This is a genomic window from Nevskia ramosa DSM 11499, assembly GCF_000420645.1.
GTDB classification, from domain to species: domain Bacteria; phylum Pseudomonadota; class Gammaproteobacteria; order Nevskiales; family Nevskiaceae; genus Nevskia; species Nevskia ramosa.
In genome coordinates, this window is sequence record NZ_ATVI01000006.1 from 440,639 (window position 1) to 464,120 (window position 23,482).

Consider the following 23,482-nt stretch of genomic DNA (forward strand, 5'->3'; position numbering starts at 1 on the left):
GCGCCGTGCAACGGCCTTCACGGAATAGCCGGATGGTAGTAACTGCCGTGCTGCCTAACCCGAATGTACTAGCTGCTGCCGGCCGGCTCGTCGGCATGCGGCTCCTATAATCGCCGCGCCCTTCGCTGTGCCCGGCAGACCTGCCGGCGCATCCGAACCACTTCGTTGCGAACACCGAGAGACGCATGAGCCAGGACACACCGATCGCAAGCAAGGTCCGCGAAAGCCTGCGCCAGGCCGCACTGGATTATCACGAGTTCCCGATTCCCGGAAAGCTGGCGGTCACCGCCACCAAGCAGCTCACCAACCAGCACGATCTGGCCCTCGCCTATTCGCCCGGCGTCGCCGCCGCCTGCGAGGAGATCGCCGCCGATCCGCTCAACGCCTATCGCTACACCGCGCGCGGCAACCTCGTTGCGGTGATCACCAACGGCACCGCCGTGCTCGGCCTCGGCAACATCGGCCCGCTGGCGGCCAAGCCGGTGATGGAAGGCAAGGCGGTGCTGTTCAAGAAGTTCGCCGGCATCGATGTCTTCGATATCGAAGTCAACGAGACCGATCCCGACAAGCTGGTCGACATCATCGCAGCACTCGAACCGACCTTCGGCGGCATCAACCTCGAAGACATCAAGGCGCCAGAGTGCTTCGAGATCGAACGCAAGCTGCGTGCGCGGATGAAGATCCCGGTGTTCCACGACGATCAGCACGGCACCGCGATCATCGTCGGCGCCGCCACGCTGAATGCGCTGCAGGTGGTCGGAAAGGACATCCGCGCGATCAAGGTGGTGGTCAGCGGCGCCGGCGCGGCAGCACTCGCCTGCGTCGACCTGCTGGTCGATCTCGGCCTGCCGATCGAACACATCTGGCTGACCGATCTCGCCGGCGTCGTCTACAGCGGCCGCACCGAACTGATGGACCCGGACAAGGCGCGCTTCGCGCAGCCTACCGAGCAGCGCAGCCTGGCCGAAGTGATCGACGGTGCCGACATGTTTCTCGGCCTGTCGGCCGGCGGCGTGCTGAAGCCGAAGATGGTCGCGTCGATGGCGACCAAGCCGATCATCTTCGCGCTGGCCAATCCGCATCCGGAAATCCTGCCGGAAGATGTGAAGGCCGTGCGTGGCGACGCGATCATCGCGACCGGCCGCACCGACTATCCGAACCAGGTCAACAACGTGCTGTGCTTCCCATTCATCTTCCGCGGCGCGCTCGATGTCGGCGCGACGACCATCACCCGGGAAATGGAGATCGCCGCCGTGCGTGCCATCGCCGATCTCGCGCGCATGGAGCAGAGCGATGTCGTGGCCGCCGCTTACGGCACCGAGAACCTGTCGTTCGGCGGCGCCTACATCATCCCCAAGCCCTTCGACCCGAGACTGATCGTGCAGATCTCGCCCGCGGTGGCACAGGCGGCGATGGACTCCGGCGTGGCGCGTCGGCCGATCGAGGACTTCGAGGCCTACCGGCAGAAGCTGCAGCAGTTCGTCTACCAGAGCGGCACCTTCATGAAGCCGGTGTTCACCGCGGCACGCAAGGCCTCCGCCAGCACCGGCCGCGTGGTGTTCGCCGAAGGTGAAGAAGAGCGGGTGCTGCGGGCGGCGCAGATCATCGTCGATGAAAAGCTGGCGCAGCCGATCCTGATCGGCCGTCCGGATGTCATCGAGGAACGCATCCAGCGCTTCGGCCTGCGGCTCAAGGCTGGCGTGCACATCACCATCGTCAATCCGCAGCACGACGATCGCTACCACCAGTACTGGACCGAGTACCACGCGCTGATGGCCCGCCACGGCGTCACCGCGCAGTACGCGAAGCTGGAGATGCGCCGCCGCAGCACCTTGATCGCCGGCATGCTGATGCGCAAGGGCGAAGCGGACGGGATGATCTGCGGCACCATCAGCAGCACCGCGCGGCACCTGCAGTTCATCGATCGCACCATCGGCAATGCGCCCGGCAGCTCGGTCTATGCCGCGATGAACGCGCTGATCCTGCCCGACCGCCAGGTGTTCATCGTCGACACCCACATCAACGCCGATCCCACCGCCGAACAGCTCGCCGAGATCACCCAGCTCGCCGCAGCATCGGTCTGCCGCTTCGGCATCGTGCCGAAGGTAGCGCTGCTCTCGCACAGCAATTTCGGCAGCTACGACACCGCGTCATCGCTGAAGATGCGCAAGACCCTGGCGCTGCTGCGCGAACAGGCACCGGATCTGGAAGTGGATGGCGAGATGCACGGCGACTGCGCGCTCGACGAAGCGCTGCGCAAACGCATCCTCCCGGAGACCACGCTCGAAGGCCCGGCAAACCTGCTGGTGATGCCGAACATCGACGCCGCCAACATCGCCTATAACCTGCTCAAGACCGCCGCCGGCAACAACGTCGCCGTCGGGCCGATCCTGCTCGGCTGCGCGCGACCGGTGCACATCCTGACGCCGAGCACGACGGTGCGCCGCATCGTCAACATGACGGCGCTGACGGTGGCCGAGGCAAGCGTGGGGCGGTTGTCGGCCGCGGGCGTTTAGTCGCCAGCGGCAGCGCCTGCTACAGATCCAATTCCAGAACGTCCGATTGCGCTCTCGAAACACAGACCAGCATGGTCTGGTTCGATGCCCGCTGTTCCGCCGACAACACGGTGTCGCGGTGATCGGGAATTCCGGACAGGACCGAAACCTGACAAGTGCCGCAGAGACCTTCACGGCAGGCGCTCGGAAGGAGAATGCCGTTGTCTTCGAGGACGCCGAGAATGCTCTGATCGGCGCCGACCCTGAAACGCTGCTTCGAGCTTCGAACGACGACATCGAATGCCTGAAGGTCCTCCTGCGTCTTCGGCTCGGCGGAGAACCACTCGAAGTGCACATGATCACTGGGCCGATCACGGCCGGCTTCCTGCACCGCCCGCATCAACGGAGCGGGGCCACAACAGTAGACGTGGGCCGTTGCCGGTACGGCGCGCAGCGCGGACTCCGCATCGAAGAATCGACCGGACTGCTCCTCGTCGATGTGGAAATGGACTGCAGCCGGGTTGCCCAGCGCCTTGATGTCTTCGTAGAACGCCGCCCGCTGCCGTGAACGGACGCAGTAGAACAGCTGCCATCGCTTCCCGGCCGCCACGCACCATCGGATCATCGACAGGATCGGCGTGATGCCGATGCCTCCCGCCACGAAGCAGTACTGCTCTGCATCCGCAACGAGGGGAAAGTTGTTTCTCGGCTGGCTGACGGAAAGCAGGTCGCCCCGACGCACCAGATCATGGATGCGGCGAGACCCTCCTCGACTGCTGGGTGCAAGCCCGACGCCGATGCAATAACGATCCCGTTCGGCCGGATCGTTGCAAAGCGAGTAATGCCGGATCAGGCCATTGCCAAGATTCACTTCGAGGTGAGATCCGGCACTGAAAGCCGGCAAGGGCACGCCCGATCGAGCGCGCAGCTCCAGCACAAGAACGTCCTTGGCTTCGCTGCGGATGCTTGCCACTTCGAGTTGCAGAATGTTGGTCACGTATGGAAATCCTGGCAACCCGACGACAAGGCTCGACCGGGCAGGCTGACGCCGATGGTCAGGCGGGTTCGGCGACTGGCTGAGCCTGTCCTTCTTCGCGAATCAGCTTGTCCAGCACCCAGAGCATCTTTCCCGGGCCGGCATCATGAGAGATGTTGATCATCTTCAGATTGGGCTTCTCCTTGCGCCGAAGATGCTGGGCCTCGAGCATGATCCTGTCCTCGGTGAAGGCTTCATCGAGCGCGTTGCCGAGCAGATCGCTCAGCCCCTTGATCTCGGTTTCCTTGCTGGCGCCCCATGAATAGTAGTAATCGACCGAATCCTCATCCCGAGGCGTGACCGCCTGACAAGTCCAGGTATCGACGAGCAGTTGGCCGTTGGATTCGCCTTCGGTGTTGGTTCCGGCGCTGAACGCGCGGAAGCGCATGATCCAGTTGCAAGGCACGGTGTGCTGGATATCGAAGCAGATGTCGAGCTTCATGTCCTCCGGGAAGATGTGCTTCACCGATCCGGTGGGCGCAACCGAGCGAACCCAGAACACTGTGTTGAGGCCGCGTGGCGTGATGGTGTGGATCGGCTTGATCTCGCCGTAGGCGCGGTCGCCGCCGACCGTGTTCGGATGGACCCAGGTCAGGTGACTGAGATCGGCAAGATTCTCGATCTCCCAGCGATAGTTGGTCTCCACGCGCATCTGGGAGGTCTTGATATGCCAGTTGGGATCACCCGGCCCGACCGAGAAGCAGATCAACTTGGGATCGGCCTTGGCGGGCTCGCCCATCCAGACCCAGATCCAGTTGTCCTTTTCGACCACCGGATAGGCGCGCACGCAGGCGCGCTCGGGAATTGTCGTCTGACCGGGAATTTCCTCGCAGACACCTTCGCTGTTGAACTTCATGCCGTGGTACAGGCAGCGCAGCGAGTTTCCTTCCTTGCGACCCAGGGAGAGCGCAGCCTGCCGGTGCGGGCAACGATCTTCCAAAGCCACCATGCCGCCATCAGGCTTGCGGTACAGCACCACACGCTCGCCGGCCATCATTCTTGAAACGATGGCATCGCGGCCCTGGTGAATTTCGTAGTCCCAGCCGGCGCAGTACCAGGCGTTCTTCAGAAACATGTCGATCTCCTATTCGGTTATGGATGCAAAGCGACCGCTCGCTATGGGTCGCTCAAGCCGAACTCGCTCCACCGAGTTGCCTGTGCCGGCAATCTAGGACTCGCGCAGAGACAGATCACCCTCCGAGAAGGTTGGAAGTAAGGTCGGCGGCCACCACCCGTGCCACCAACGGGTGGATTCGCGGGCAACACGCGGTGAGTTCACCCGTCTTCGCGGTCGGTGACAGAGATCGCATCAGACCGGACGATCGCTCGACGGAAAAAGCGGCTTGAGCCGCATCGATAACGCGAGATCCGGCACGACCGCGATCAGAGAGGAGACGGCATGGAACGTTTTGATTACTCGGAGTCGAGCGGCGACTCCGTCATGGATGTCGAGTTTTCCGGCATCGGCACTCGGTCCGTCTTCGTCGATCCACCGCCCGGGCAGGCAGACGGCCGCGAGTGCCATCCGCTTCACGTCATCGACCAGATCGTCCGCCATTCGCTGGACAAGGCCGAGGCCACTGTCGCGACCAGAGGCACCGAGTTCCCGCTCCTTGATGAGCGGATCATCCGGGCGCTACTGCTGCAGGCCCTCTACTCGTTCCGCTGCGACAACCAGCTGGCCGAGCAACTGCAATACAACCTGCTCTATCGATGGTTCGTCGGCTTGCACAATCCGCAGGACGTCTGGGACGCGGAGACCTTTGCACGGCTTCGGTCGGCCATGCTCGGTTCGTTTCAGCAGGGCGCTGCGTTCCGCCTGGTTCTCGGCCGGGTACGCACCGTCGCGCTGCAGTGGTCACGACACTTCCGGATCGATGAATCCCTGTTCGATGCCTGGCTCGGGATCGAGCGGCATCGGAAAGTCAGCGATCTTCCGCTGTCGCTCCGGCAACGGCAGGATCTCGAAGCCGCAGCCTGCCAGCCACCGGAGCGCAGCCCCCTGGACCGGGCACTGGAAGTGATCATCAAGCGGATCGGCGACCATGCACTGAACTCGGATTCGCTCGCCACGGCGCTGCGAATGTCCCGTCGCTCCTTGTACTACCTGTTCGAGCGACAGAATCTGACGCCGAATGAAGCGATCCGGAACATCCGTCTGGAATGCTGCAAGGAAGCCCTCGGAGATCCGCGCCAGCAAAGCCGCAAAGTGATCGATATCGCCCTGAATTTCGGCTTCTCGAGCGCCGCCGCGTTCAGCCGGCAGTTCAAGCAGCGCTATGGTTTCCAGCCACTGGCTTTCCGCGAAGTGATGCTCCGCCAGGCAGCGTCCAGAAACTGAAACTGCGCGCTGATACTCAGCTGATCCAGTGATGCTGCCGCGCGCGCTTGATGGCATCCGGCCTTCGACGCACATCGAGCTTGTCGAAGATTCGCTGCCAGTACCATTTCACCGTGCTTTCCGCGAGGCACAGGGATTCCGCGATATCGAGGTTCTGGTAGCCCTTGGCGCCGAGGTCGAGGATCTGGATTTCCCGTTGACTCAAGGAGGCGTGATCCGCGGAACCGTTCTCCGGCGACGAACGTTCAGCGGGAAGGCGATCGAGCACGCCTACTGCCGCCAGCACCATGCGCAGATAGTCCTGGGAGCAGGAACCGCCCTCGGGCAGGCTGGTCCGCTCGATCTCCATCAGCAGATCGACGATATCGGCGCCCTCGTCGATCAGCGAGCGGATGAAGCAGCCGCTTTCTCCCATCTGCAGACATTCGACCATGACTCTCAGCGCCGCGCGGCGATCGCCAGCGGCAGACAGCGCTTTCGCCAGCAGGACGCCACAGCGCAACGCGGAGCGATGGCAGTGCCGGCCTTTGGTGAACACGTACCAGAGCCGGAGCTGAGTCGCCGCCTCCCGGGCGTTGCCGGCAGCCAGCAGCAAGCGCGCCGCGACCAGCGCCAGCAGCTCTTCCCGGGTCGTCGATCCTTCCCTGGGTGCCAGCGCGGCCTCCGGACCATCCTTGAACTCACTGGCCCGAACCAGGGCCTGAGCTTCCTTCACGCCGTTGCCGAGCAGCAGCACGCGCACACGCTCGTTGAGGATGGCGGCCTGCATGCGCTCGAAGCCGTATTGCGCTGCCAGCCAGGCGCCGTCCTCCAGCAGCGTTTCGGCCTCGATGCGGCGCCCACGCAGCATCAGCAGTCGTCCCGAGGTGACGAAGCCGGCAATCAGGTTGTCGACGAAGCCCAGCTCGGAAGCGATTTCGCGCTGCGCGAGAATCTCTTCCGCTTGATGCAGCTGGTCTCGCTCGTAGTACAACTCGGCGAACATCAGGGCGGGCATGTTGTACAGCGTCGAGTGCTCGCCATGGAGCTCCACCGCCACCTGCAGGGCTCGTTCGTACGCCTCCTGCGCATGCGCCAGATCACCACGGGCCATGAACGTCGCCCCCGCGATCGACTGATGGAAGACGACCCCGTAAGACGCACCGCCTTCGATGAAGCGCTCATGCAGCATCCGACTCGACGTAGTGACGCCCTCGCAATGGAACAGCTCGCGATTCGCCGCCATGATTGCGGAGCCCGCCGACGCACACATGAAGGGATCCCGTGTCTTGCCGTCCTTCAACCAGGCCTGCGCCAATCGGAGCGTCGTCGCCGAATCATCCGACAGCAGGGCCAGCATCATCTGCCGATGCGCCAGCTTCGCCTCTAGAAAGACCATTTCCGGGCAGCTGCCCGCTTCGCCGTGCTCCAGCCGCTCGTCAAGCGCCGTCCGCACATGTTCCAGCGCGAGCTTGGCGTCGGTGAACTTCCAGGACAGCTCGCTGTGCCAGGCGCACTCCAGCTGCAGACGCGGCAAGCGATGCAGCAGTTCGCCGGGCAGGCGCGATGACAGCGACAGCAAGGTTGCAGTCTGGCCCGCCGCGAACAGATCGCCACTGGCCCTGTCGAGCAGCTCGCCGGCGCGGGCGCTATCGCCTGCATTGAAGGCGTGCCCGATCGCTTCGATCATGAACCGGTGCTCGGCAAGCCACCGCGACGCATGCCGGTGGTATTCCGCGGCGCGATCCGGGTGGCGGTCCTTGAGGCGGCGGCGCAGGAAATCGGAAAACAGGTGGTGATACCGATACCAGTGATGCTCGGCATCCAGCGAGAAGACGAACAGATTGCGACGCTCGATCTCGTCGATCATCGCCCGTCCGTTCTCGCGCTCCAGCACGGCATTGCTCAGGCTGCAGTTGAACCGGTTCAGGATCGATGTCGCAAGCAGGAAGTCCTGCAGTTCCTCGGGCTGGCGCCGCAGCACTTCCTCGCCCAGAAAATCACCGATGCTCCGGTGCTCGCCCGAGAAGCGATCGAGAAAGTGATCGATGTCGCCGCTGTCACTGAGCGCGATGCCGACCATCTGCAGGCTGGCGACCCAGCCCTCGGTGCCTTCCCGGAGGCGCGTGACCTGCGCCTCGCTGAGCTGTACGCCGCTGACCTTGGCGACGAACTCCCCGACCTCCAGCTCGGAGAACATCAGGTCGGCCACGGCGACCTCATGCAGTTGTCCGAGCGCCCGCAGCCGGCTGACCGGCAGCTCATTGTGCGTGCGCGTCGCGATCAGGAAATGAATGTGGGGAATCGGCGACAGCAGGATGGCGTTGACCAGATCCCGGATGTCCTCATCGGCGATCAGATGGTAGTCATCGAGGATCAGGAACAAGTCCTGATCCAGGGTCGACAGCTCGTTCAGCAGCAGCGTCTTGAGCGTGTCCGATGGCAGGCTCGCGCCGCCGCTGAGCAGGATCGCGAGCCCCTGGCCGAAGCGGATGCCGGTGCGGCGCACGGCGTCGACCAGATATGAGATGAAACGGCTCAGATCCTTGTCGCTCTCGTCGAGGCTGATCCAGCCGACGCTGCGTCCTGCGGCCTTGAGCTGCGAGTGCGCGCGGACCAGCACGCTGGTCTTGCCATAACCCGCCGGCGCGCAGACCAGCAGCAGCTTCTGCTCCTGGCCGCGTTCGATGCGGGCAATCAACTGGGGCCGGTCGACCAGCACGCTTCGCTGTGTCGGCGGCATGAGCTTGGTCGTCAATGACGCACCAAGGCTGCTGCTATGCGACATGGCTCCTCCTCCTCTCTGCGGGCGCGGCGGACTTATAGGTTGTCCGCTCGGCTGCATGCGAGGACCTGAGTATGGCGCGAGATCAGCGGCCGAGGGATTTGGCGGAGTGGCCTCCGATCCCCCAGTTCACCTTGGGCACGTCATGGATGAGCACGCGCACGGCCTCGGGTGACACCTCCGCAGCCTCGGCCAGCGCGGCGGTCACCTTGGCGATCACAGCCGCCTTCTGCGCATCGCTGCGCCCTTCGATCAGATGGACATGGGCAATCGGCATCGGCCTGCACTCCTGTGAAGGGAATAACGAGATCAGGCGGCGCTCAACCCACGTTCACGCGCCATATTGATGGCGGTGTCTTCGATCATGTCTTCCTGGCCGCCGACCATCTTCAGGCGTCCCAGTTCGATGAGAATTTCGCGGGCCGGCACGCCGTACTTGGCCTCGGCTCTTCGGGCAAACAGCAGGAAGCTCGAATAGACGCCGGCATAGCCCAGAGTCAGCGAGTTGCGGTCGATGCGCACCGGGAAGTCGAGGATCGGGGTGACCAGGTCTTCGGCGACGTCGGTGACCTTGAACAGGTCGACCCCGGTCTCGATGCCCATCCGGTTGGCGACCGCAATGAACACTTCCAGTGGCGTGTTGCCGGCACCGGCGCCCATGCCGCCGCAGGCGCAGTCGATGCGTCTTGCTCCGGCTTCGATCGCCGCCAATGAGTTGGAGATGCCCATGGCCATGTTGTGGTGGCCGTGGAAGCCGAGTTCGGTGTCGGCGTTCAGATGCTGGCGCAGGTGGCCGACTCGGGCACTGACGTCGTCCGGGAGCATGTAACCCGCGGAGTCGGTGACGTAGATGCACTGGGCGCCGTAGCTTTCCATCAATCTGGCTTGCTTGAGCAGGGCTTCCGGCTCGGACATGTGCGCCATCATCAGGAAGCCGACGGTGTCGAGGCCGAGCTTGCGGCCGGCGATGATGTGCTGTTCGCTGACATCCGCCTCGGTGCAGTGGGTGGCGACTCGGACGGTGTGGATGCCGCAGTCGGCCGCGACCTTGAGGTCGTCCACCGTGCCGATGCCCGGAATCAGCAAGGCCGAGACCTTGGCTTGCTTGAGGAGTGGGATGACGGCGCGCAGATAGTCTTCGTCGCTGGCGGCGGCGAAGCCGTAGTTGACGGATCCGCCACCGAGGCCATCGCCATGGGTGACTTCGATCAGCGGGACGCCGGCGACATCGAGGCCGGTGGCGATCTTCTGCATCTGTTCGATGCTGATCTGGTGGCGTTTCGGGTGCATGCCGTCGCGCAGCGACATGTCATGCGTTCTGACCTTGATGCCTTTGAGATTCATGGATCGTGCTTCCTTCAGGCGGCCACGGGCGTGATGCGCCCGGCGAGGATTTCTTCGGCGAACATTTCGGCGGTGCGGGCGGCCGCGGCGGTCATGATGTCGAGGTTGCCGGCGTACTTCGGCAGGTAGTCACCGAGCCCTTCCACCTGCAGGAAGGTGGTGACCCGGTTGCCGTCGAACACCGGGCCGTTCATGACCCGGTAGCCGGGCACGTACTTCTGGACTTCGGCGAGCATCTCGCGCACCGAGGCTTCGATCTCTTTCTGCTTCGGTGCGTCCACCGTCAGGCAATGGACGGTGTCGCGCATGATCAACGGTGGTTCGGCCGGGTTGACGATGATGATCGCCTTGCCGCGTTCGGCACCGCCGACTGATTTCACGGCAGCGGCCGTGGTGCGGGTGAATTCGTCGATGTTCTTGCGGGTGCCGGGGCCAATCGATTTCGAGGCCACCGTCGCCACGATCTCGGCGTACGACACCTTCTGCACGCGGGATACGGCGTAGACCATCGGAATCGTCGCCTGGCCGCCGCAGGTGACCATGTTGACGTTCATCTGCCGGCTGCCGGCATGGGCTTTCAGGTTGATCGGCGGGATGCAGAACGGGCCGATCGCGGCTGGCGTCAGGTCGATCATCATCACGCCGAGCGCGGTCAGCGCATCGGAGTGCTGCTTGTGGACGTAGGCGCTGGTGGCATCAAACGCAATCTGGATGTTGTCGCTGGCCACGAACGGCAGCAGGCCGTCCACCCCTTCGGCCGTGGTCTTCAGGCCGTATTCCCGCGCCCGCGCCAGACCTTCCGATTCCGGATCGACGCCGACCATCCACACCGGCTCCAGCACGCTCGAACGCTTCAGCTTGTACAGCAGGTCCGTCCCGATGTTCCCAGGGCCGATGATCGCGCAGCGGATTCTTTTCATGGTTTGGATCTCAGGTTCAGACGAAGCGCATCGATACGGACCCGAGGTCCTGGAAGCGCACGGAAATGGCGTCTCCGGCCGCGACGGGAATCGCTTCGGTCGCACCACCGCTCATGATGAAAGTGCCGGCAGGAATCTCCTCGCCACGCGTCGCCAGATGATTGGCCAGCGCAGCCACCGCCACCGCCGGATGGCCGAGCACGGCGGCACCCGCGGCCATCGCGACGATCTCGCCGTTCTTCTCCATCACCAGACCGAGCGTGCGCAGGTCCAGGCCTTCGACACTGCGGGCGACGCCACCGACGACGAAGCGCGAAGCAGACGTGTTGTCGGCGATCACGCTGGCGAGATCGAAGCGGAAGTTCTCGTAGCGAGAGTCGATGATCTCGACTGCCGGCACCACGAAATCAGTGGCCGCGAGCACGGCGCCGACATGGCAGCCGGGACCACGCAGCGATTTCTTCAGCACGAACGCGATCTCCGCTTCGACCTTCGGATGGATCAGCTTCTTGGTATCGATCTCGCCGCCATCGGCGACGCTCATGTAATCGAAGATCAGGCCGAAGACCGGCGTTTCCACGCCCATCTGCTTCATCTTGGCGCGCGAGGTCAGTCCCGCCTTCAAGCCGGCAATGCGATGGCCGCGCGACTCCTTGCGGGTCCGGATCGCGGCCTGGATGGCGTAGGCATCATCCCAGTCGAGCTGCGGATGGGCATCGGTGATCTTGGTGACGGCGGTGGCACTCAGCTCGGCGTTTTCGAGATGGGCGGCGAGTTGCTGGATGGTGTTGTTATCGAGAGTCATGACGAGCTCAGACGAAGCGCACCGAGCAGCCACCGAGGCCGCCGACGCTGCAGGTAAAGGAATCGCCGGCGACAACCGGCATCAGAGGTGATTGCGAGCCGGACAGGATCACTTCGCCGGCCTTCAGCGGAATGCCGAGCGCACCGAGGGTGTTGGCCAGCCAGGCGACGGCATTGACCGGCGAGCCTTGCACCGAGGCACCCGCCGAGGTGCTGACGATGTCGCCGTTCTTCTCGACGACCATGCCGGCCACCGACAGATCGAAGCCGCGCAGGGATCGCGGCGTGCCGCCGAGCACGAACACGCCGCAGGAGGCGTTGTCGGCGACGGTGTCCTGAATCTTGATCTTCCAGTCGCGGATGCGGCTGTCGACGATCTCGAAGCACGGCAGCACGTAATCGGTGGCGCGCAACACATCGGCCGCGATGATGCCCGGGCCATTCAGATCGGCTTTCAGGATGAAGGCCACCTCGGCCTCCGCCTTCGGGGCAATCAGCGTGTCGACGGGGATCGGCTGACCTTCGTGATAGACCATGGCCGAGGTCAGCTGACCGAAGTCCGGCTGGTAGACCTTGAGCATGTCCTGCACCGCTTTCGAGGTGACGCCGATCTTCTTGCCGACGATCGTTTCGCCGTTGGCCAGACGCCGCTCGATCATCCGCAGCTGGATGCGGTAGGCATCATCAAGCGTGATCTCGGGCTGGCGTTCGGTGAGCGGTGCCACGGCACGGCGCGAGACCAGTGCTTCGTACAACTCGTCGCCGTATTGGCGAATGTCTTGTGGGTTCATGTCGATCTTGTCTGTTCAGTGCAGGCCAGCGCTCAAGCCGCTTCCTGCAGGAAATCGGTGACCAGCCGCGCGAAGCGCGCCGAATGTTCGATCTGGGTCCAGTGGCCGCATTTGCCGAACACATGCAGCTGCGCGTTCGGGATCAGCTGGGCGAGCTTCAGCGAAGTGAAAAGCGGGATCACCTGATCCTCGCGGCCGTGGACGACCAGGGTCTGGTGGGCAAGCTGGGAGATGTCGGCTTCCGGGCTGGCCAGCGCATCGATCGAGCGCTGACGGGGGACCGGAAACATCGCCGAGAACGATTCCTGGAAGCCGGGGCGGATGCTGGCCTGATAGCGCAGCTGCGCGAGTTCGTCATTGACCAGGGAACGGTCGTAGGCGAACAGATCCATCATCCGACGCATGCTTTCGAACGACGGCTGATAGCCCCAGACCGCATCGAGCGCTGGTGTCAGTTCGAAGTGCACACCGGCTGCGCCCATCAGCACCAGTCGGCGCACGCGCTTGGGGTGGCGGATGGCCAGCGCCAGCGACAAGGCACCGCCGAAGGAATTGCCGACCAGATCGACCTGCGGCAGCGCGAGTGCATCGAGCAGGCCGATGGCATGACTTACCCAGCGATCCAGTGAGTACTGATGATCGACCGGACGATCGGTGAAACCGAAGCCGACCATGTCCGGCGCGATGACGCGGCGGGTCTCGGCGAATTTCGGCATCACCAGCCGCCAGTTCGCGAAGGCGCTGACGCCCGGGCCGGAGCCGTGGATCAGCAGCAGCGGCACGCCCGGCGCGCTGCTGTTGAGGTCGTGATAGTTGGTGCGGATGCCTGCGGCGACGATGCTCAGGCCGATTTCCGGATTGCTGTTGGCAGTCATGGCGTCCTCATGCGTACTTGATGCAGACGTTGCGCAGCTCGGTATAGAACTCGAGCGAGTGCACGCCGCCTTCGCGGCCGATGCCGGACTGCTTGCTGCCGCCGAATGGCGTTCTCAGATCGCGCAGGAACCAGCTGTTGATCCAGCACAGACCGACATCGATCTGGCCGGCAATGCGATGCGCGCGCCCCAGGTTCTGCGTCCACACGGTGGTGCACAGGCCGTAGGGTGTGTCATTGGCCAGTGCCACGACTTCGTCCTCGCTGTCGAACGGCGCGATGTGGCAGCAGGGCCCGAAGATTTCCTCGCGAACCACGCTCGCGGTTTCCGGCAGGCCGGTCCAGATCGTCGGCTGCACCCAGGCGCCGCTGGCCAGTTCGCCCGGCATGTCCGGCACCCCGCCACCGGTGACGATGGTCGCGCCTTCGGCCTTGGCCTTGGCGTAGTACGAAAGCACCTTGCTGCGATGCTCCTGGGAAATCAGCGGCCCGATACCGGTGGCCTTGTCGCTGGGCACGCCGGGCTTCATCGCTTCGGCGCGGACTTTCAGGGCGGCGACGAACTTGTCGAAGATCGGCCGCTCGACATAGACACGCTCGGTGCCGAGGCAGACCTGCCCGCAGTTGACGAACGAAGACCGGGCGATGCCATCGATGGCGGCCTCGAAATCGGCGTCTGCGAAGACGATGCCGGCGTTCTTGCCGCCCAGTTCGAACGACACCGGCCGCAAGCCCTTCGAGGCCGCAGCCATGATCGCCTGGCCGGTGCGGGTTTCGCCGGTGAAGGTGATCGCGTCGACATCGCGGTGCGAGGTCAGGAACTCGCCGGCAGAATCCGGACCGAGGCCATGAACGACGTTGTAGACGCCTTTCGGAATGCCGACCTTGTTCATCACTTCACCGAGCAGGGTCGCCGTGGCTGGCGTCTCCTCGGATGGCTTGACCACCACCGTGTTGCCGCAGGCCAGCGCCGGGCCGACTTTCCAGGTCATCAGTAGCAGCGGCAGGTTCCAGGGGCAGACCACGGCAATCACGCCGCGCGGCTTGCGGATCGCGTAGTTCAGCGCTTCGCCGCCATCGGGTGTGGCCATCTCGAACGTCTCGGTCGGCACGTTCTTGATCACGTCGGCGAACATCTTGAAGTTCGCGGCGCCACGCGGAATGTCGATGTGCGAGGCCATCGCCATCGGCTTGCCGGTGTCGGCGACTTCGGCGGCCAGGAAGTCATCGAAACGGCGATTGATCTCGTCGGCCACCGCGTGCAGCAGCTCGGCGCGTTTGGTGACCGGCATCTTGCCCCAAGGCCCTTTCATTGCTGCGCGCGCAGCGGCGACGGCTGCCTCGACTTCCGTGCGGCCGCCTTCGCTGACCAGGCCGATCAGCGAATTGTCGATCGGGTTCCGGTTCTCGAACGTCTTGCCACTGTCGGACGGCACGAAGGCGCCGCCGATGAAATGCAGGAATTGCTTCACAGTCTGTCTCGCTCACGCATTGTTCATGAACCTTGTTGAGGTGCTGTTGTTTTCAGGAGGCTGCGATACAAGTTCTGCATCGCGCCCCATTCATTCCCGCTCTCAGGTCACGACCGACAGGAAGGCTTCGTTGAGCTTGCGGTCGTGATAGAAAATCGCGCGGCCCAGCTCGTCGTCGGTCCAGGTCAGCACCGGGCGATCCGGATAGCTGATGTAGCCGCCGGAGAACACTTCGTTGCGGTTGCCGCTCGGGTCGAAGAAATAGATGGTTTCGCCGCGCGTGATGCCGTGGCGTGTCGGGCCGATATCCAGCGACACGCGGTTGCGGCTGATCAGGTCTGCGGCCTTCAGCACTTCGCCCCAGTTGTCGAGCAGGAACGAGGCGTGGTGAAACTTGCCCTTGCAGGGTTGCCGGATGAAGGCGACATCGTGCGGCTTGTTCGAGCAGGTCATGAACGCGCTGATCACCAGCTTGTCCGGCCCGGCAATCACCTGTTCGGTGAGTGTGAAGCCAAGGATCTCGATGAACAGCTTCATCGTGTTGTCGAGGTCATCGCCGTACAGCAGGCAATGATCGAAGCGGCTCGGCGACATGCCTTTCAGGCCGTCCGGATAGATCTCCGGATTGAGCGTCGGCATGCCATTGCCGACCTTTCCCTTCTCGGCATACAACTCCATGACGTGGCCGGTGGAAGTGGTGAAGCGGAATCGACGGCCGGTCTGCGGATGTTCGTCGGCCGCGACCCAGCTCAGTTCGCTGGCGAGACCCGACTCTTCGATTTCCTTCGCGAACTTCTCCAGGGTCGCATTGGAATCGACGCGCCAGCCCATGTAGTCCATGCCGGCAGAATCCGCTTCGCGCAGCACGACGCTGTGATGGTCATGTTCATCCCATGCTTTCAGGAACACCCGGCCCTTGTCGTCGCGGGCGGTTTCCAGCAGACCCATCACGTGGGTGTAGTGGTGGATGGATGCTTCCATGTCCAGCACCCGCAGGGCCACATGCCCCGGACGCAGCACTCCAGTCAAAGCCATTTCAGTTCCTCCAGCTCATATCGAATGCCGGCGATTTGCCGGCGGTGACGGAATCTCCACCCTGTGATGGGCTCAGTTCCGCTTTCGTGAATGCCCTGCCCATCTTCCCGGCCACGCGGATATCGAGATCCGTGTCCGGGTACAACCGACAGGCCAGTGCGTAGCCTTGCGTCTCTTCCGTGCTGCTGACGCAATCACGACTCATCTTGTTGGTGTGGTACCGACCCGCGAGCACTTGCACCTTGCAGACGCCGCAGCCGCCGCCCCTGCAGCCCACCGGAATGCCTCGGCGGCCGAGACGCTCCATGCCGCACAGCAGGTGTTCGTCGGCGCGAACCTCGAAGCTGGTGCTCTCCGGTGAAGGCTGCTCGTCGGCGAGACCAACGATGCGAATGCGATGGCTCATCCAGGCGTGCTCACAACGCCTATGTGTGCCGACCAGCGAGAGCACACGTGCATCGAATGGCTCATTCAAAGCGACCGGAACAAGGGGCTACGCGCCAGCGCATTGGCGCCGTCAGCCGAGGTCAGGAACTTCTCGGTGTAGATGTCGCGCTCGAACAAGCGTCCCTGCATCAAGCTGCGGATGCAGGCTTCGATCATCACCGGCGGCCCGCACAGATAAGCGCGGTGACCGCGAAAGTCGTTGCCGAAGTGAGCCACCGCTGCGTCGTGGACGAAGCCGCGGGCACCGGTCCAGTTGCAGGTTTCGGTCGGCTCGTTCAATGCCGGCAGGTAGTGGAAGTTCGGATGCTGGCTCGCGAGCACCAGGAACTCCTCGTCGTAGTAAAGCTCGGCGCGATTGCGGGCACCGTAGACCAGCGTGATGTCGCGCTGCTCGCCGCTGGCCAGCAGGTCGAGAATCATCGAACGCGGGCTCGATAATCCGGAGCCGCCGGCCATGAAGATCAACGGCTGGGGATCGGACAGGCGCACGAAGAAGCGCCCGAGCGGCCCGGTGAAGCGGATCGTGTCGCCCTGCTTCAACACATCGTGCAGATACGTGGTGCCCTGTCCGTTCGGCACCCGGCGCACGTTCAGTTCCACCAAGGTCGGATCGTCCGGCCGGCTGGCCAGGGAAAACGCACGCGGCTGATCGAGCCCGGGAATCTGCACCTGCACGTACTGCCCGGCCTGGAAGGCGATGCCTTCACCGGGCAGGCGAATGCGGATGCCCCTGATCGTCGGCGACAGGGCGACGATCTCTTCGACCACGCCTTCGAAGTCCTGCACCGGGTAGTGACGCGCATCGGGATCTTCGTCGACATCGGCCTCGATGGTCACATCGGAGGTGACGGTCGCGCAGCAGGCCAGCGCCTTGCGTTCCTCGCGTTCGAAATCCATCAACGCAAACGGCGAGGCGTTGCCATGCTCGTAATCGCCGTCGACGACCTGCACCTTGCAGGTGGCGCACAGGCCATGACAGCAGGCGTGCGGCAGCCAGACGCCTGCGCGCAGACAGGCGTCGAGAATCGTCTGACCCTCCTCCGCTTCAACCGTATGACCCAACGGCTCGATGGTGATCTGGTAGCTCATCTGGCTTACGTGCAGGAGCCCTTGATGCCGGTCAGTCCCGGGGTTCGGAAGCGCAGGCTCGCCTTGTGGCCGAGGCCGTTGGCAGCCAGCGACTGGGCAGGGTCCGGCGTGAAGCGCTCGCCGGACCGGAACCATTCGACTTCGTCCCAGTTGATCTTTCCGGTGTCCGGATGGGCCGGATACAGGCTCGGGATCACCGCTGCGGTAAGCGCTCCGAACGGGGTCGATCCCTCGATCGGAATGCACAGCGGCGCGCAGTACATCAGGTGGTCTTCCCAGCCGATGTACAGCAGCTGCTTGCCGTGGAAGTTCTCCACGCGGTCCTTCATGTCCCCGCTGTAGCCGGGCTTCAGTGCGACAACGCTCATGTCGTGTCTCCTCTGCTTATTCGGAAACGGCTGGCTTGCCGGTCCAGGCTTTCCAGTTTTTCGCGTCCAGCGAGCCGAGGTATTCACCGCCGTCCTCGCCAACATGGAAGCCGTAGTACTGCAGCACCTCGGCCAGCGGATCGAAGCCGGGCGCGGTCGGATCGGTGCCCGGGCGGAAGCAGTTTCCCTGGTAGATCTGGTGCACCGGCAGCCAGCTGTGGATGTACTTCTCCGGCTCGTTATCGAAGATGTCCTTGCAGCCGTCCGAGCAGAAGTGGAATTTTTCGTCGCGATATGTCGTTTCGCGATAGCAGATCTTGGTCGGGTCGTCCGGCTCGGTGAAGAACATCGGGATCTGGCATAGCTGGCAGAGCATCGGCAGGGTGCCGTTGTAGAAGCGCTCGCCCTTCGCCTGCTGCTCGCGCCAATGCTCGAAGCGTGGGCGATAGAGCTTGTCGAAGGTGGTCGGATACTTCTCCGACAGCCATTTCATTTCACTCTCTTCCGGCACCCAGGTGTGGAAGGCAGCGGCGTGCGTGTAGTTGTAGAACGTCGCCCAGGTCTCGTGGCTCAAGCGATGCTTTTCCTTCGCCGCAACCTCGTGGTACTTCGGCATGCGGATGCCGTAGCGAGTCAGATCGTTGAACAGTGCTCCGCCGTTCTGCTCGAAGTACATCTCCCAGGCCTCGGCCCAGGACATCACGCGCTTCGGCAGCATGTAATCCATCATCATCGACACCAGCGCCAGCAGGCGGTAACCACGCCAGAACCATTTGTCGAGCCACTTCTGGACGATCGGCACATTGCCCGGGTCCTGCTCGAGGATGAACTTCACGACTTCGAGCCCGAGCGTCATGTGACGCGATTCATCGCTCTGCGCCGAGAAGCCGAAGGTCACCGTCGCCATGTCGCCGTTGTAGGCCGCACCGCTCATGAACGGCATGAACAGCAGGTTGGTCAGCACGTACTCGAACGAGAACGAGATTGCGGTGACGAACTCGAACGGCCCGGCGCTCATCGCATCTTCGAAGTAGGACTTCGGCACGCTCAGGTACCACACGCGATCATGCATGTGCGTGTAGTCGTGAAGGCCGTTGAAGAACTTGTTGTAGTGGCTGATCGTGTGCGCCTGCGTCTGCGCGTGGCGCAGCTCGTCGATCGCCTGCATCTGCGCTGCGATCCGGGCGCTGGTTCCCCGGAAGTTGCGGCCGGCCATCGCGAAGCCACGATGGGCCGCATATTCCAGCGGACTGACGCCGGTCAGGAACAGCTTGAGCGTGTTGATGTAACGAGCGTCAGTGACGTTGAACTGACCATTGTTCTGCTGGAAGGCATCGACGATCGCGTAGAGCTTCTTTTCCTTCTCGCCCTGATATTTCCAGTAGGCATCCATGGTCAGACGGAAGGGGTCCTCCCATTTGTCCCAGTCATGAATCTTGATGCCTTCGAACTTGTCCTGCGGAAATACCTTGTCCATCGGCTGGTAGCTGGTGTCCCAGCCGAGTCCGCGGGTCAGATGGCTGTAGTTTTCCTTCAGGCTGAGCTTCTTCGCAGGCTTCTGCGGATTGGTTGGCATGTTCATCGGTCAATTCCTCAGTCTATTCAGTGCTGGTTCCAGTACAGGACGAACTCGTCGTCCGACTCGTCGATGTTTCCGGATAGCGAAATCAGGTTCAGATTCAGCTCGCGCAGGTCGTAGGCGCGGCCGATAAGTTCTTCGATCGTTTCCCGGCGGATGACCAGGCGGCCCGGCATTTCGATCTTCACCATCGCCGGATAGCGGATGACGATGGCCTCCTGGTTGTCGGCCTCGATCGCTTCGACGATCGACCGGGTTTCGTCATTGGTCTGAAAGGCGATGAACACCTTGTCCTTGGCAATGGCATTCATCAGGCAGCTGCCTTCGCTTTCAAACCAAGCTTGGCCAGCCGGCTGTCGAATACCGCTTCAACGCTGCTCAATTCGTCATCGGCAGCTTCGACGAACACCGCCGCGGCATACGGCACCAGCGCTTCCCGCGCAGCAAGTCGCCAGTCGGCAATCCATTGCTGAACCAGTTCGGCATTTGCCGGCGATTCGGCGATGGCGGTCTTGATCGTGGCGTCGACCCAGCGCGAGGTTTCGTCGAACCAGTTGTTGCTGAACTCGGTGACCAGACTCAGCGCCGGGCCATGGGCCTTGGCGAAGCCCTGTTCGAAATTCTGGAATACCAAGGGCTGCAGCAGGCCATCGAGCACCAGGTTCTGAGCGACGAACAGCTCGAACCAGTCCTCGCAGACCATCATGTTCTCGATCAGGCGACGGATGCCTTGCCAGGCCGGTTCTTCCAGCCATAGGCGCTTGCCCTCGGCCAGCGAGTCGCCGCTGTTGCCATCCAGCGACAGACCGATGCGGCTCAGGTACTGGGCCAGGCCGAGGCGGTCCATCGAGTGGAACATCGTCGCCTGGGTGATCGCCACGCCGAAGCCGTAGGCGGTCATGTAGCAGTTGTTGGTGTTCGCGCCCCACTCGGCGTGACGCAAAGGCACCAGCGTGAAGATCAGCTTGGCGCGCAAGGCTTCCGGCAGATCGCGCAGCAGGCCGCGCTTGTCGACGAATTCCAGGTTCCGCTCCATCGTCTCCTGCTGGCGCGAGCGGGCGATGGTGTAGGTGCCGTAGTAATACTGGCGCGGGTCCTTGAACGTGTACCAGTCGCGCATCACCAGCTTGGTTCGGCGGACATCGTAAACCTCCATTTCCGGCTGCCACAGCGGCCGGTAATGGAAGTTGACCATCGGCTGCATGCCGATCGTCGCTTCCTGGTAACGCGACGCCGGCTTGTCACCGCCGATCTGCCTCGCGACATGCGAGAAGGTCTGGCGTATCTGCGTGACCGCGGTGGTCTTGATATCGACGTTCATCCGTCCTGCTCCTGTTCGTTGTTCATTCCAGGCTGGCCGTAACGCCACTTGGATCGTTCGTGATCGACTGCGTCTTCCTGCTCGCGGGTCAGGTAAGTGACCGCGTTCTCGCGGCAGAAGGTTTGATAGGCCGGTACCGGCAAGATGAGTTCAATCCACAGCTCGGGATCGCCGATCGCGAAATCGAACAGCACATAGTTGTCCTGGTTCAGTTCACGAAAGCGCACGTAGCGGCGATGAACGTCGAATGCCGGATCAGGCGTGCGCAAAGGCTCGGGCGGTGACCCGCGAAATGATTGAAGTGCCACGCCTCTCCTCCGCGCTTGAGTCCGGTTCGATCGGTGCCGGCTGATGCCGTCGCGCTCGTCGAATCAGATGTTTGTTATCTCGCTCATTGCACCGGTTGTGCCATGCCGCGCAGATCGCAGCGCAACAACTCGGCAAGTGCTTCAGTTGAATGGAATTATGGGTATCAGAGCGCCTTTGGAATCCATTGGAATTCCGCTCTTTCATCACAGCGATTTCATAAATTCATTGAATCCAGAAGCCTGCGTCTGCGGTGCTTTGATGAAAATCTGCAAACGTATCGATGCCGCGAACAAGGCGACGCGCAAAGGGCTCGCGGATGGAGAGGAATCCGCCCACACTGCCGCGCGGTCTGTCGTTCATCGCGACTGCACCGGCATCAGAATGACTCGCGCACGAGCGCGGGCATGTCAGGAGGAGCTTTCGATGACTGTCGACACCAACAGCCGGCCGCGGCGCGAGCAGGCCTGGACGCCGAGCAGCGCCGGCGTCGATGCCCAGCGCCTGCCCGACATGGCCGACTTGATGGCGCGCTTGCACTTCGCGCCGGGAGATGGCCGTATCTGGCTCGACGACCAGCGCATGCAGCTGATCCATACCTCTGCGATGGGCGTGTTGCGTCGTGAGCTGATCGAAGGCCTGGGCATCGAGCGCGCACGCGGCCTGCTGACCCGGATGGGTTACAACTCCGGCTCTCACGACGCCCACCTGGCCCGCAAGCTGCGGCCCAATGCGCCGTTGCACGACATGTTCGTGGTGGGTCCGCAGCTGCACGCGCTGGAAGGCATCGTGCTGGTCGAGCCGGTATCGATGGAGATCGATATCGAGCGCGGCCATTACCGCGGCGAATTCATCTGGCGCGGCTCCTCGGAAGCGGAGGAGCATGTCCGCACTTATGGCATCAGCGCCGAGCCCGTGTGCTGGAGCCAGATCGGTTATGCGAGCGGCTATACCAGCGTGTTCGTCGGCCGGCCGATCCTGTTCCGCGAAGTCGAATGCCGAGCGATGGGCCACGCCCACTGTCGTATCGTCGGCAAACCGGTGGAAGCCTGGGAAGATGCCGAGGTCGACGCCAGCTTCCTGCAGGCCGAACAGTTCACTCGCGGGCTATCCGCGACCAGCCGCCAGCCGGTCGGCGAAGCGCCCAACGCCGAGACTGCGGCGATGTTCGCCGATGGCGACATCGTCGGCGTGTCGACCGGTTTCAACGCGGTCTGCCACATGCTGCGCTGTGTCGCAGACACCAACGCAACGGTGCTGTTTCTCGGCGAAAGCGGCGTCGGCAAGGAAGTGTTCGCCCGCACGCTCCACCGGATCAGTGCCAGAGCCGACAAGGTGTTCATCGCGGTCAACTGTGCGGCGATTCCGGAAACGCTGATCGAATCCGAACTGTTCGGTGTCGAGCGCGGGGCCTATACCGGCGCCACATCGGCTCGCGAGGGCCGCTTCGAGCGCGCCCATGGCGGCACGCTGTTTCTCGATGAGATCGGCACGTTGAGCCTCACTTCGCAGGGCAAGCTGCTGCGCGCGCTGCAGGAGGGCGAGATCGAGAGAGTCGGCGACAGTCATACGCGCAAGGTCGATGTCCGCGTCGTGGCGGCGACGAATCTGGATCTGAGGGCCGAGGTTCGCGCCGGACGCTTCCGCGAGGACCTCTATTTCCGACTCAACGTGTTCCCGATCAAGGTGCCGCCGCTCCGGGAGCGCCGCGAGGACATCCCGGTACTGATGAACCATTTTCTTCAGAAGTTCACTCGTCGCCATCGCCGCGACGTGACCGGCTTCACTGCACGTGCCATCGACGCGCTGCTCAGCTACGAGCTGCCGGGCAATATCCGCGAGCTGGAAAACATGATCGAGCGTGGCGTGATCCTCGCTCGCCCCGGCGGCGCCATCGACGTCAGCCACCTGTTCACGGCCGGCGAGCGTTGGGACAGCCCCACCTGGGGTTTGAGCCGCGATGGCCGCGTCGCCACCAGCGGCAGGCTCGATGACATCGACGAGAACCTTGCTGGCAGTCTCGGCAATCCGCTGAAGACAATCACCGATCGCATAGAACGCCTGATGTCCGGCCAGGGCTTGGCCGACAGCGGCTCGCTGGACGAAATCGAGGCGGAGTTGGAGAACACCCTGCTGCAGCACGCCATCGAGAAAGCCAAGGGCAATCTGTCGGCCGCCGCGCGCTTGCTCGGCATCACTCGGGCAAGGCTGGTCTATCGGCTCAATCAGCGCGGGCTCGGCGGCTCGCTCTGAGCAAACTTCTCGTTCCGATCGGATGGATGATCGGATTCAGCTCCGCTCGCTGCCACGGAAAAAAAGATCGGCAGGCGCCGCTGCACGGACGCAGCGCCTGCCGTGGCCGACCTATGGCCAACGCCGCCAGGACGGATTCTGGCGGTCAAAACACCAGACGGGCACTCAGGTCCGTCAGAGACACCCAGGGACAGGAATCTGCAATACGCGATGCGCCAACTCGTTTGATGGCGCGGCCTCGAT

Annotated in this window: 22 protein-coding genes; 3 read left to right on the forward strand and 19 right to left on the reverse strand. The window is 63.1% G+C overall.

Going from position 1 to position 23,482, the window contains the following annotated elements; all coding sequences use genetic code 11:
• Positions 1 to 185 precede the first annotated feature (185 nt).
• Positions 186 to 2,516, forward strand: coding sequence for an NADP-dependent malic enzyme (locus G513_RS0108830; RefSeq protein ID WP_022976474.1), 2,331 nt, complete (start codon positions 186 to 188; stop codon positions 2,514 to 2,516).
• Positions 2,517 to 2,535: 19 nt separating this feature from the next.
• Here G513_RS0108830 and G513_RS0108835 read toward each other — a convergent pair whose 3' ends face one another.
• Together G513_RS0108835 and G513_RS0108840 are read right to left on the reverse strand one after the other, a co-directional pair.
• Positions 2,536 to 3,492, reverse strand: coding sequence for a PDR/VanB family oxidoreductase (locus tag G513_RS0108835; RefSeq protein ID WP_022976475.1), 957 nt, complete (start codon positions 3,490 to 3,492; stop codon positions 2,536 to 2,538).
• 58 nt (positions 3,493 to 3,550) lie between these two features.
• Positions 3,551 to 4,606 carry a Rieske 2Fe-2S domain-containing protein gene (locus tag G513_RS0108840; RefSeq protein WP_022976476.1) on the reverse strand — a complete coding sequence of 352 codons (1,056 nt, stop codon included), beginning with the start codon at positions 4,604 to 4,606 and terminating at the stop codon, positions 3,551 to 3,553.
• Between the two features lie 366 nt (positions 4,607 to 4,972).
• On the opposite strand from G513_RS0108840, the gene G513_RS26540 reads away from it, so the two are divergent.
• Positions 4,973 to 5,872: a helix-turn-helix domain-containing protein gene (locus tag G513_RS26540; protein WP_281167388.1), complete on the forward strand. Its 900-nt coding sequence runs from the start codon at positions 4,973 to 4,975 to the stop codon at positions 5,870 to 5,872.
• Between the two features lie 16 nt (positions 5,873 to 5,888).
• Here the strand turns inward: G513_RS26540 and G513_RS0108850 are convergent, their stop codons facing one another.
• The 17 genes from G513_RS0108850 to G513_RS25750 form a co-directional block, all read right to left on the reverse strand.
• Positions 5,889 to 8,639 (reverse strand): winged helix-turn-helix domain-containing protein, encoded by a 2,751-nt coding sequence (locus tag G513_RS0108850; RefSeq protein WP_169560588.1) that lies wholly within the window; start codon positions 8,637 to 8,639, stop codon positions 5,889 to 5,891.
• Between the two features lie 82 nt (positions 8,640 to 8,721).
• A complete protein-coding gene (locus G513_RS0108855) occupies positions 8,722 to 8,913 on the reverse strand; it encodes a tautomerase family protein (RefSeq protein WP_022976479.1) in 192 nt (63 codons plus the stop codon).
• Between the two features lie 32 nt (positions 8,914 to 8,945).
• On the reverse strand, positions 8,946 to 9,980 hold the full coding sequence (dmpG, locus tag G513_RS0108860) for a 4-hydroxy-2-oxovalerate aldolase (RefSeq protein WP_022976480.1): 1,035 nt from the start codon (positions 9,978 to 9,980) through the stop codon (positions 8,946 to 8,948).
• Between the two features lie 14 nt (positions 9,981 to 9,994).
• The gene (locus G513_RS0108865) at positions 9,995 to 10,900 is read right to left on the reverse strand and encodes an acetaldehyde dehydrogenase (acetylating) (RefSeq protein WP_022976481.1); all 906 of its coding nucleotides are present in this window, start codon (positions 10,898 to 10,900) and stop codon (positions 9,995 to 9,997) included.
• A gap of 16 nt (positions 10,901 to 10,916) precedes the next feature.
• A complete protein-coding gene (gene dmpH / locus G513_RS0108870) occupies positions 10,917 to 11,705 on the reverse strand; it encodes a 2-oxo-3-hexenedioate decarboxylase (protein WP_022976482.1) in 789 nt (262 codons plus the stop codon).
• A 7-nt stretch (positions 11,706 to 11,712) separates the two neighbouring features.
• Positions 11,713 to 12,495, reverse strand: coding sequence for a 2-oxopent-4-enoate hydratase (gene dmpE, locus G513_RS0108875; RefSeq protein ID WP_022976483.1), 783 nt, complete (start codon positions 12,493 to 12,495; stop codon positions 11,713 to 11,715).
• Between the two features lie 32 nt (positions 12,496 to 12,527).
• Positions 12,528 to 13,370: an alpha/beta fold hydrolase gene (locus tag G513_RS0108880; protein WP_022976484.1), complete on the reverse strand. Its 843-nt coding sequence runs from the start codon at positions 13,368 to 13,370 to the stop codon at positions 12,528 to 12,530.
• Positions 13,371 to 13,377: 7 nt separating this feature from the next.
• Entirely contained in the window at positions 13,378 to 14,841 is a 1,464-nt protein-coding gene (locus G513_RS0108885; RefSeq protein ID WP_022976485.1) for a 2-hydroxymuconic semialdehyde dehydrogenase, read from the reverse strand.
• A gap of 102 nt (positions 14,842 to 14,943) precedes the next feature.
• Positions 14,944 to 15,876, reverse strand: coding sequence for a catechol 2,3-dioxygenase (locus G513_RS0108890; RefSeq protein ID WP_028475327.1), 933 nt, complete (start codon positions 15,874 to 15,876; stop codon positions 14,944 to 14,946).
• A 1-nt stretch (position 15,877) separates the two neighbouring features.
• On the reverse strand, positions 15,878 to 16,282 hold the full coding sequence (locus tag G513_RS22215; protein WP_084711476.1) for a 2Fe-2S iron-sulfur cluster-binding protein: 405 nt from the start codon (positions 16,280 to 16,282) through the stop codon (positions 15,878 to 15,880).
• 65 nt (positions 16,283 to 16,347) lie between these two features.
• The gene (locus tag G513_RS0108900; RefSeq protein ID WP_022976488.1) at positions 16,348 to 17,412 is read right to left on the reverse strand and encodes an NADH:ubiquinone reductase (Na(+)-transporting) subunit F; all 1,065 of its coding nucleotides are present in this window, start codon (positions 17,410 to 17,412) and stop codon (positions 16,348 to 16,350) included.
• A 5-nt stretch (positions 17,413 to 17,417) separates the two neighbouring features.
• A complete protein-coding gene (locus G513_RS0108905; protein WP_022976489.1) occupies positions 17,418 to 17,780 on the reverse strand; it encodes a phenol hydroxylase subunit P4 in 363 nt (120 codons plus the stop codon).
• Between the two features lie 16 nt (positions 17,781 to 17,796).
• A complete protein-coding gene (locus tag G513_RS0108910; protein WP_022976490.1) occupies positions 17,797 to 19,362 on the reverse strand; it encodes an aromatic/alkene/methane monooxygenase hydroxylase/oxygenase subunit alpha in 1,566 nt (521 codons plus the stop codon).
• Positions 19,363 to 19,382: 20 nt separating this feature from the next.
• Positions 19,383 to 19,670, reverse strand: coding sequence for an MmoB/DmpM family protein (locus tag G513_RS0108915; RefSeq protein WP_022976491.1), 288 nt, complete (start codon positions 19,668 to 19,670; stop codon positions 19,383 to 19,385).
• On the reverse strand, positions 19,670 to 20,680 hold the full coding sequence (locus tag G513_RS0108920) for an aromatic/alkene monooxygenase hydroxylase subunit beta (protein WP_022976492.1): 1,011 nt from the start codon (positions 20,678 to 20,680) through the stop codon (positions 19,670 to 19,672). The genes G513_RS0108915 and G513_RS0108920 overlap by 1 nt, the downstream gene beginning before the upstream one ends.
• Positions 20,677 to 20,988 (reverse strand): phenol hydroxylase subunit, encoded by a 312-nt coding sequence (locus tag G513_RS0108925; RefSeq protein WP_245563092.1) that lies wholly within the window; start codon positions 20,986 to 20,988, stop codon positions 20,677 to 20,679. Before G513_RS0108925 ends, G513_RS0108920 begins: the two co-directional genes overlap by 4 nt.
• A 223-nt stretch (positions 20,989 to 21,211) precedes the next feature.
• Positions 21,212 to 21,349, reverse strand: a complete 138-nt coding sequence (locus G513_RS25750) for a hypothetical protein (protein WP_156891498.1) — start codon at positions 21,347 to 21,349, stop codon at positions 21,212 to 21,214.
• A gap of 63 nt (positions 21,350 to 21,412) precedes the next feature.
• On the opposite strand from G513_RS25750, the gene G513_RS0108930 reads away from it, so the two are divergent.
• Positions 21,413 to 23,239: a sigma-54-dependent Fis family transcriptional regulator gene (locus G513_RS0108930; RefSeq protein ID WP_022976494.1), complete on the forward strand. Its 1,827-nt coding sequence runs from the start codon at positions 21,413 to 21,415 to the stop codon at positions 23,237 to 23,239.
• Positions 23,240 to 23,482: the final 243 nt, after the last annotated feature.

What these genes read in the sequence shown, in the direction of transcription:
- G513_RS0108900 (WP_022976488.1), bottom strand. Translation starts at nt 17,412, where the DNA reads ATGAGCTACCAGATCACCATCGAGCCGTTGGGTCATACGGTTGAAGCG.
- G513_RS0108920 (WP_022976492.1), bottom strand. Translation starts at nt 20,680, where the DNA reads ATGAACGTCGATATCAAGACCACCGCGGTCACGCAGATACGCCAGACC.
- G513_RS22215 (WP_084711476.1), bottom strand. Translation starts at nt 16,282, where the DNA reads ATGAGCCATCGCATTCGCATCGTTGGTCTCGCCGACGAGCAGCCTTCA.
- G513_RS0108855 (WP_022976479.1), bottom strand. Translation starts at nt 8,913, where the DNA reads ATGCCGATTGCCCATGTCCATCTGATCGAAGGGCGCAGCGATGCGCAG.
- G513_RS0108915 (WP_022976491.1), bottom strand. Translation starts at nt 19,670, where the DNA reads ATGAATGCCATTGCCAAGGACAAGGTGTTCATCGCCTTTCAGACCAAT.
- G513_RS0108840 (WP_022976476.1), bottom strand. Translation starts at nt 4,606, where the DNA reads ATGTTTCTGAAGAACGCCTGGTACTGCGCCGGCTGGGACTACGAAATT.
- dmpH (WP_022976482.1), bottom strand. Translation starts at nt 11,705, where the DNA reads ATGACTCTCGATAACAACACCATCCAGCAACTCGCCGCCCATCTCGAA.
- G513_RS0108930 (WP_022976494.1), top strand. Translation starts at nt 21,413, where the DNA reads ATGACTGTCGACACCAACAGCCGGCCGCGGCGCGAGCAGGCCTGGACG.
- G513_RS0108905 (WP_022976489.1), bottom strand. Translation starts at nt 17,780, where the DNA reads ATGAGCGTTGTCGCACTGAAGCCCGGCTACAGCGGGGACATGAAGGAC.
- dmpG (WP_022976480.1), bottom strand. Translation starts at nt 9,980, where the DNA reads ATGAATCTCAAAGGCATCAAGGTCAGAACGCATGACATGTCGCTGCGC.
- G513_RS0108850 (WP_169560588.1), bottom strand. Translation starts at nt 8,639, where the DNA reads ATGTCGCATAGCAGCAGCCTTGGTGCGTCATTGACGACCAAGCTCATG.
- G513_RS0108890 (WP_028475327.1), bottom strand. Translation starts at nt 15,876, where the DNA reads ATGGCTTTGACTGGAGTGCTGCGTCCGGGGCATGTGGCCCTGCGGGTG.
- dmpE (WP_022976483.1), bottom strand. Translation starts at nt 12,495, where the DNA reads ATGAACCCACAAGACATTCGCCAATACGGCGACGAGTTGTACGAAGCA.
- G513_RS25750 (WP_156891498.1), bottom strand. Translation starts at nt 21,349, where the DNA reads ATGAACGACAGACCGCGCGGCAGTGTGGGCGGATTCCTCTCCATCCGC.
- G513_RS0108880 (WP_022976484.1), bottom strand. Translation starts at nt 13,370, where the DNA reads ATGACTGCCAACAGCAATCCGGAAATCGGCCTGAGCATCGTCGCCGCA.
- G513_RS0108910 (WP_022976490.1), bottom strand. Translation starts at nt 19,362, where the DNA reads ATGAACATGCCAACCAATCCGCAGAAGCCTGCGAAGAAGCTCAGCCTG.
- G513_RS0108830 (WP_022976474.1), top strand. Translation starts at nt 186, where the DNA reads ATGAGCCAGGACACACCGATCGCAAGCAAGGTCCGCGAAAGCCTGCGC.
- G513_RS26540 (WP_281167388.1), top strand. Translation starts at nt 4,973, where the DNA reads ATGGATGTCGAGTTTTCCGGCATCGGCACTCGGTCCGTCTTCGTCGAT.
- G513_RS0108865 (WP_022976481.1), bottom strand. Translation starts at nt 10,900, where the DNA reads ATGAAAAGAATCCGCTGCGCGATCATCGGCCCTGGGAACATCGGGACG.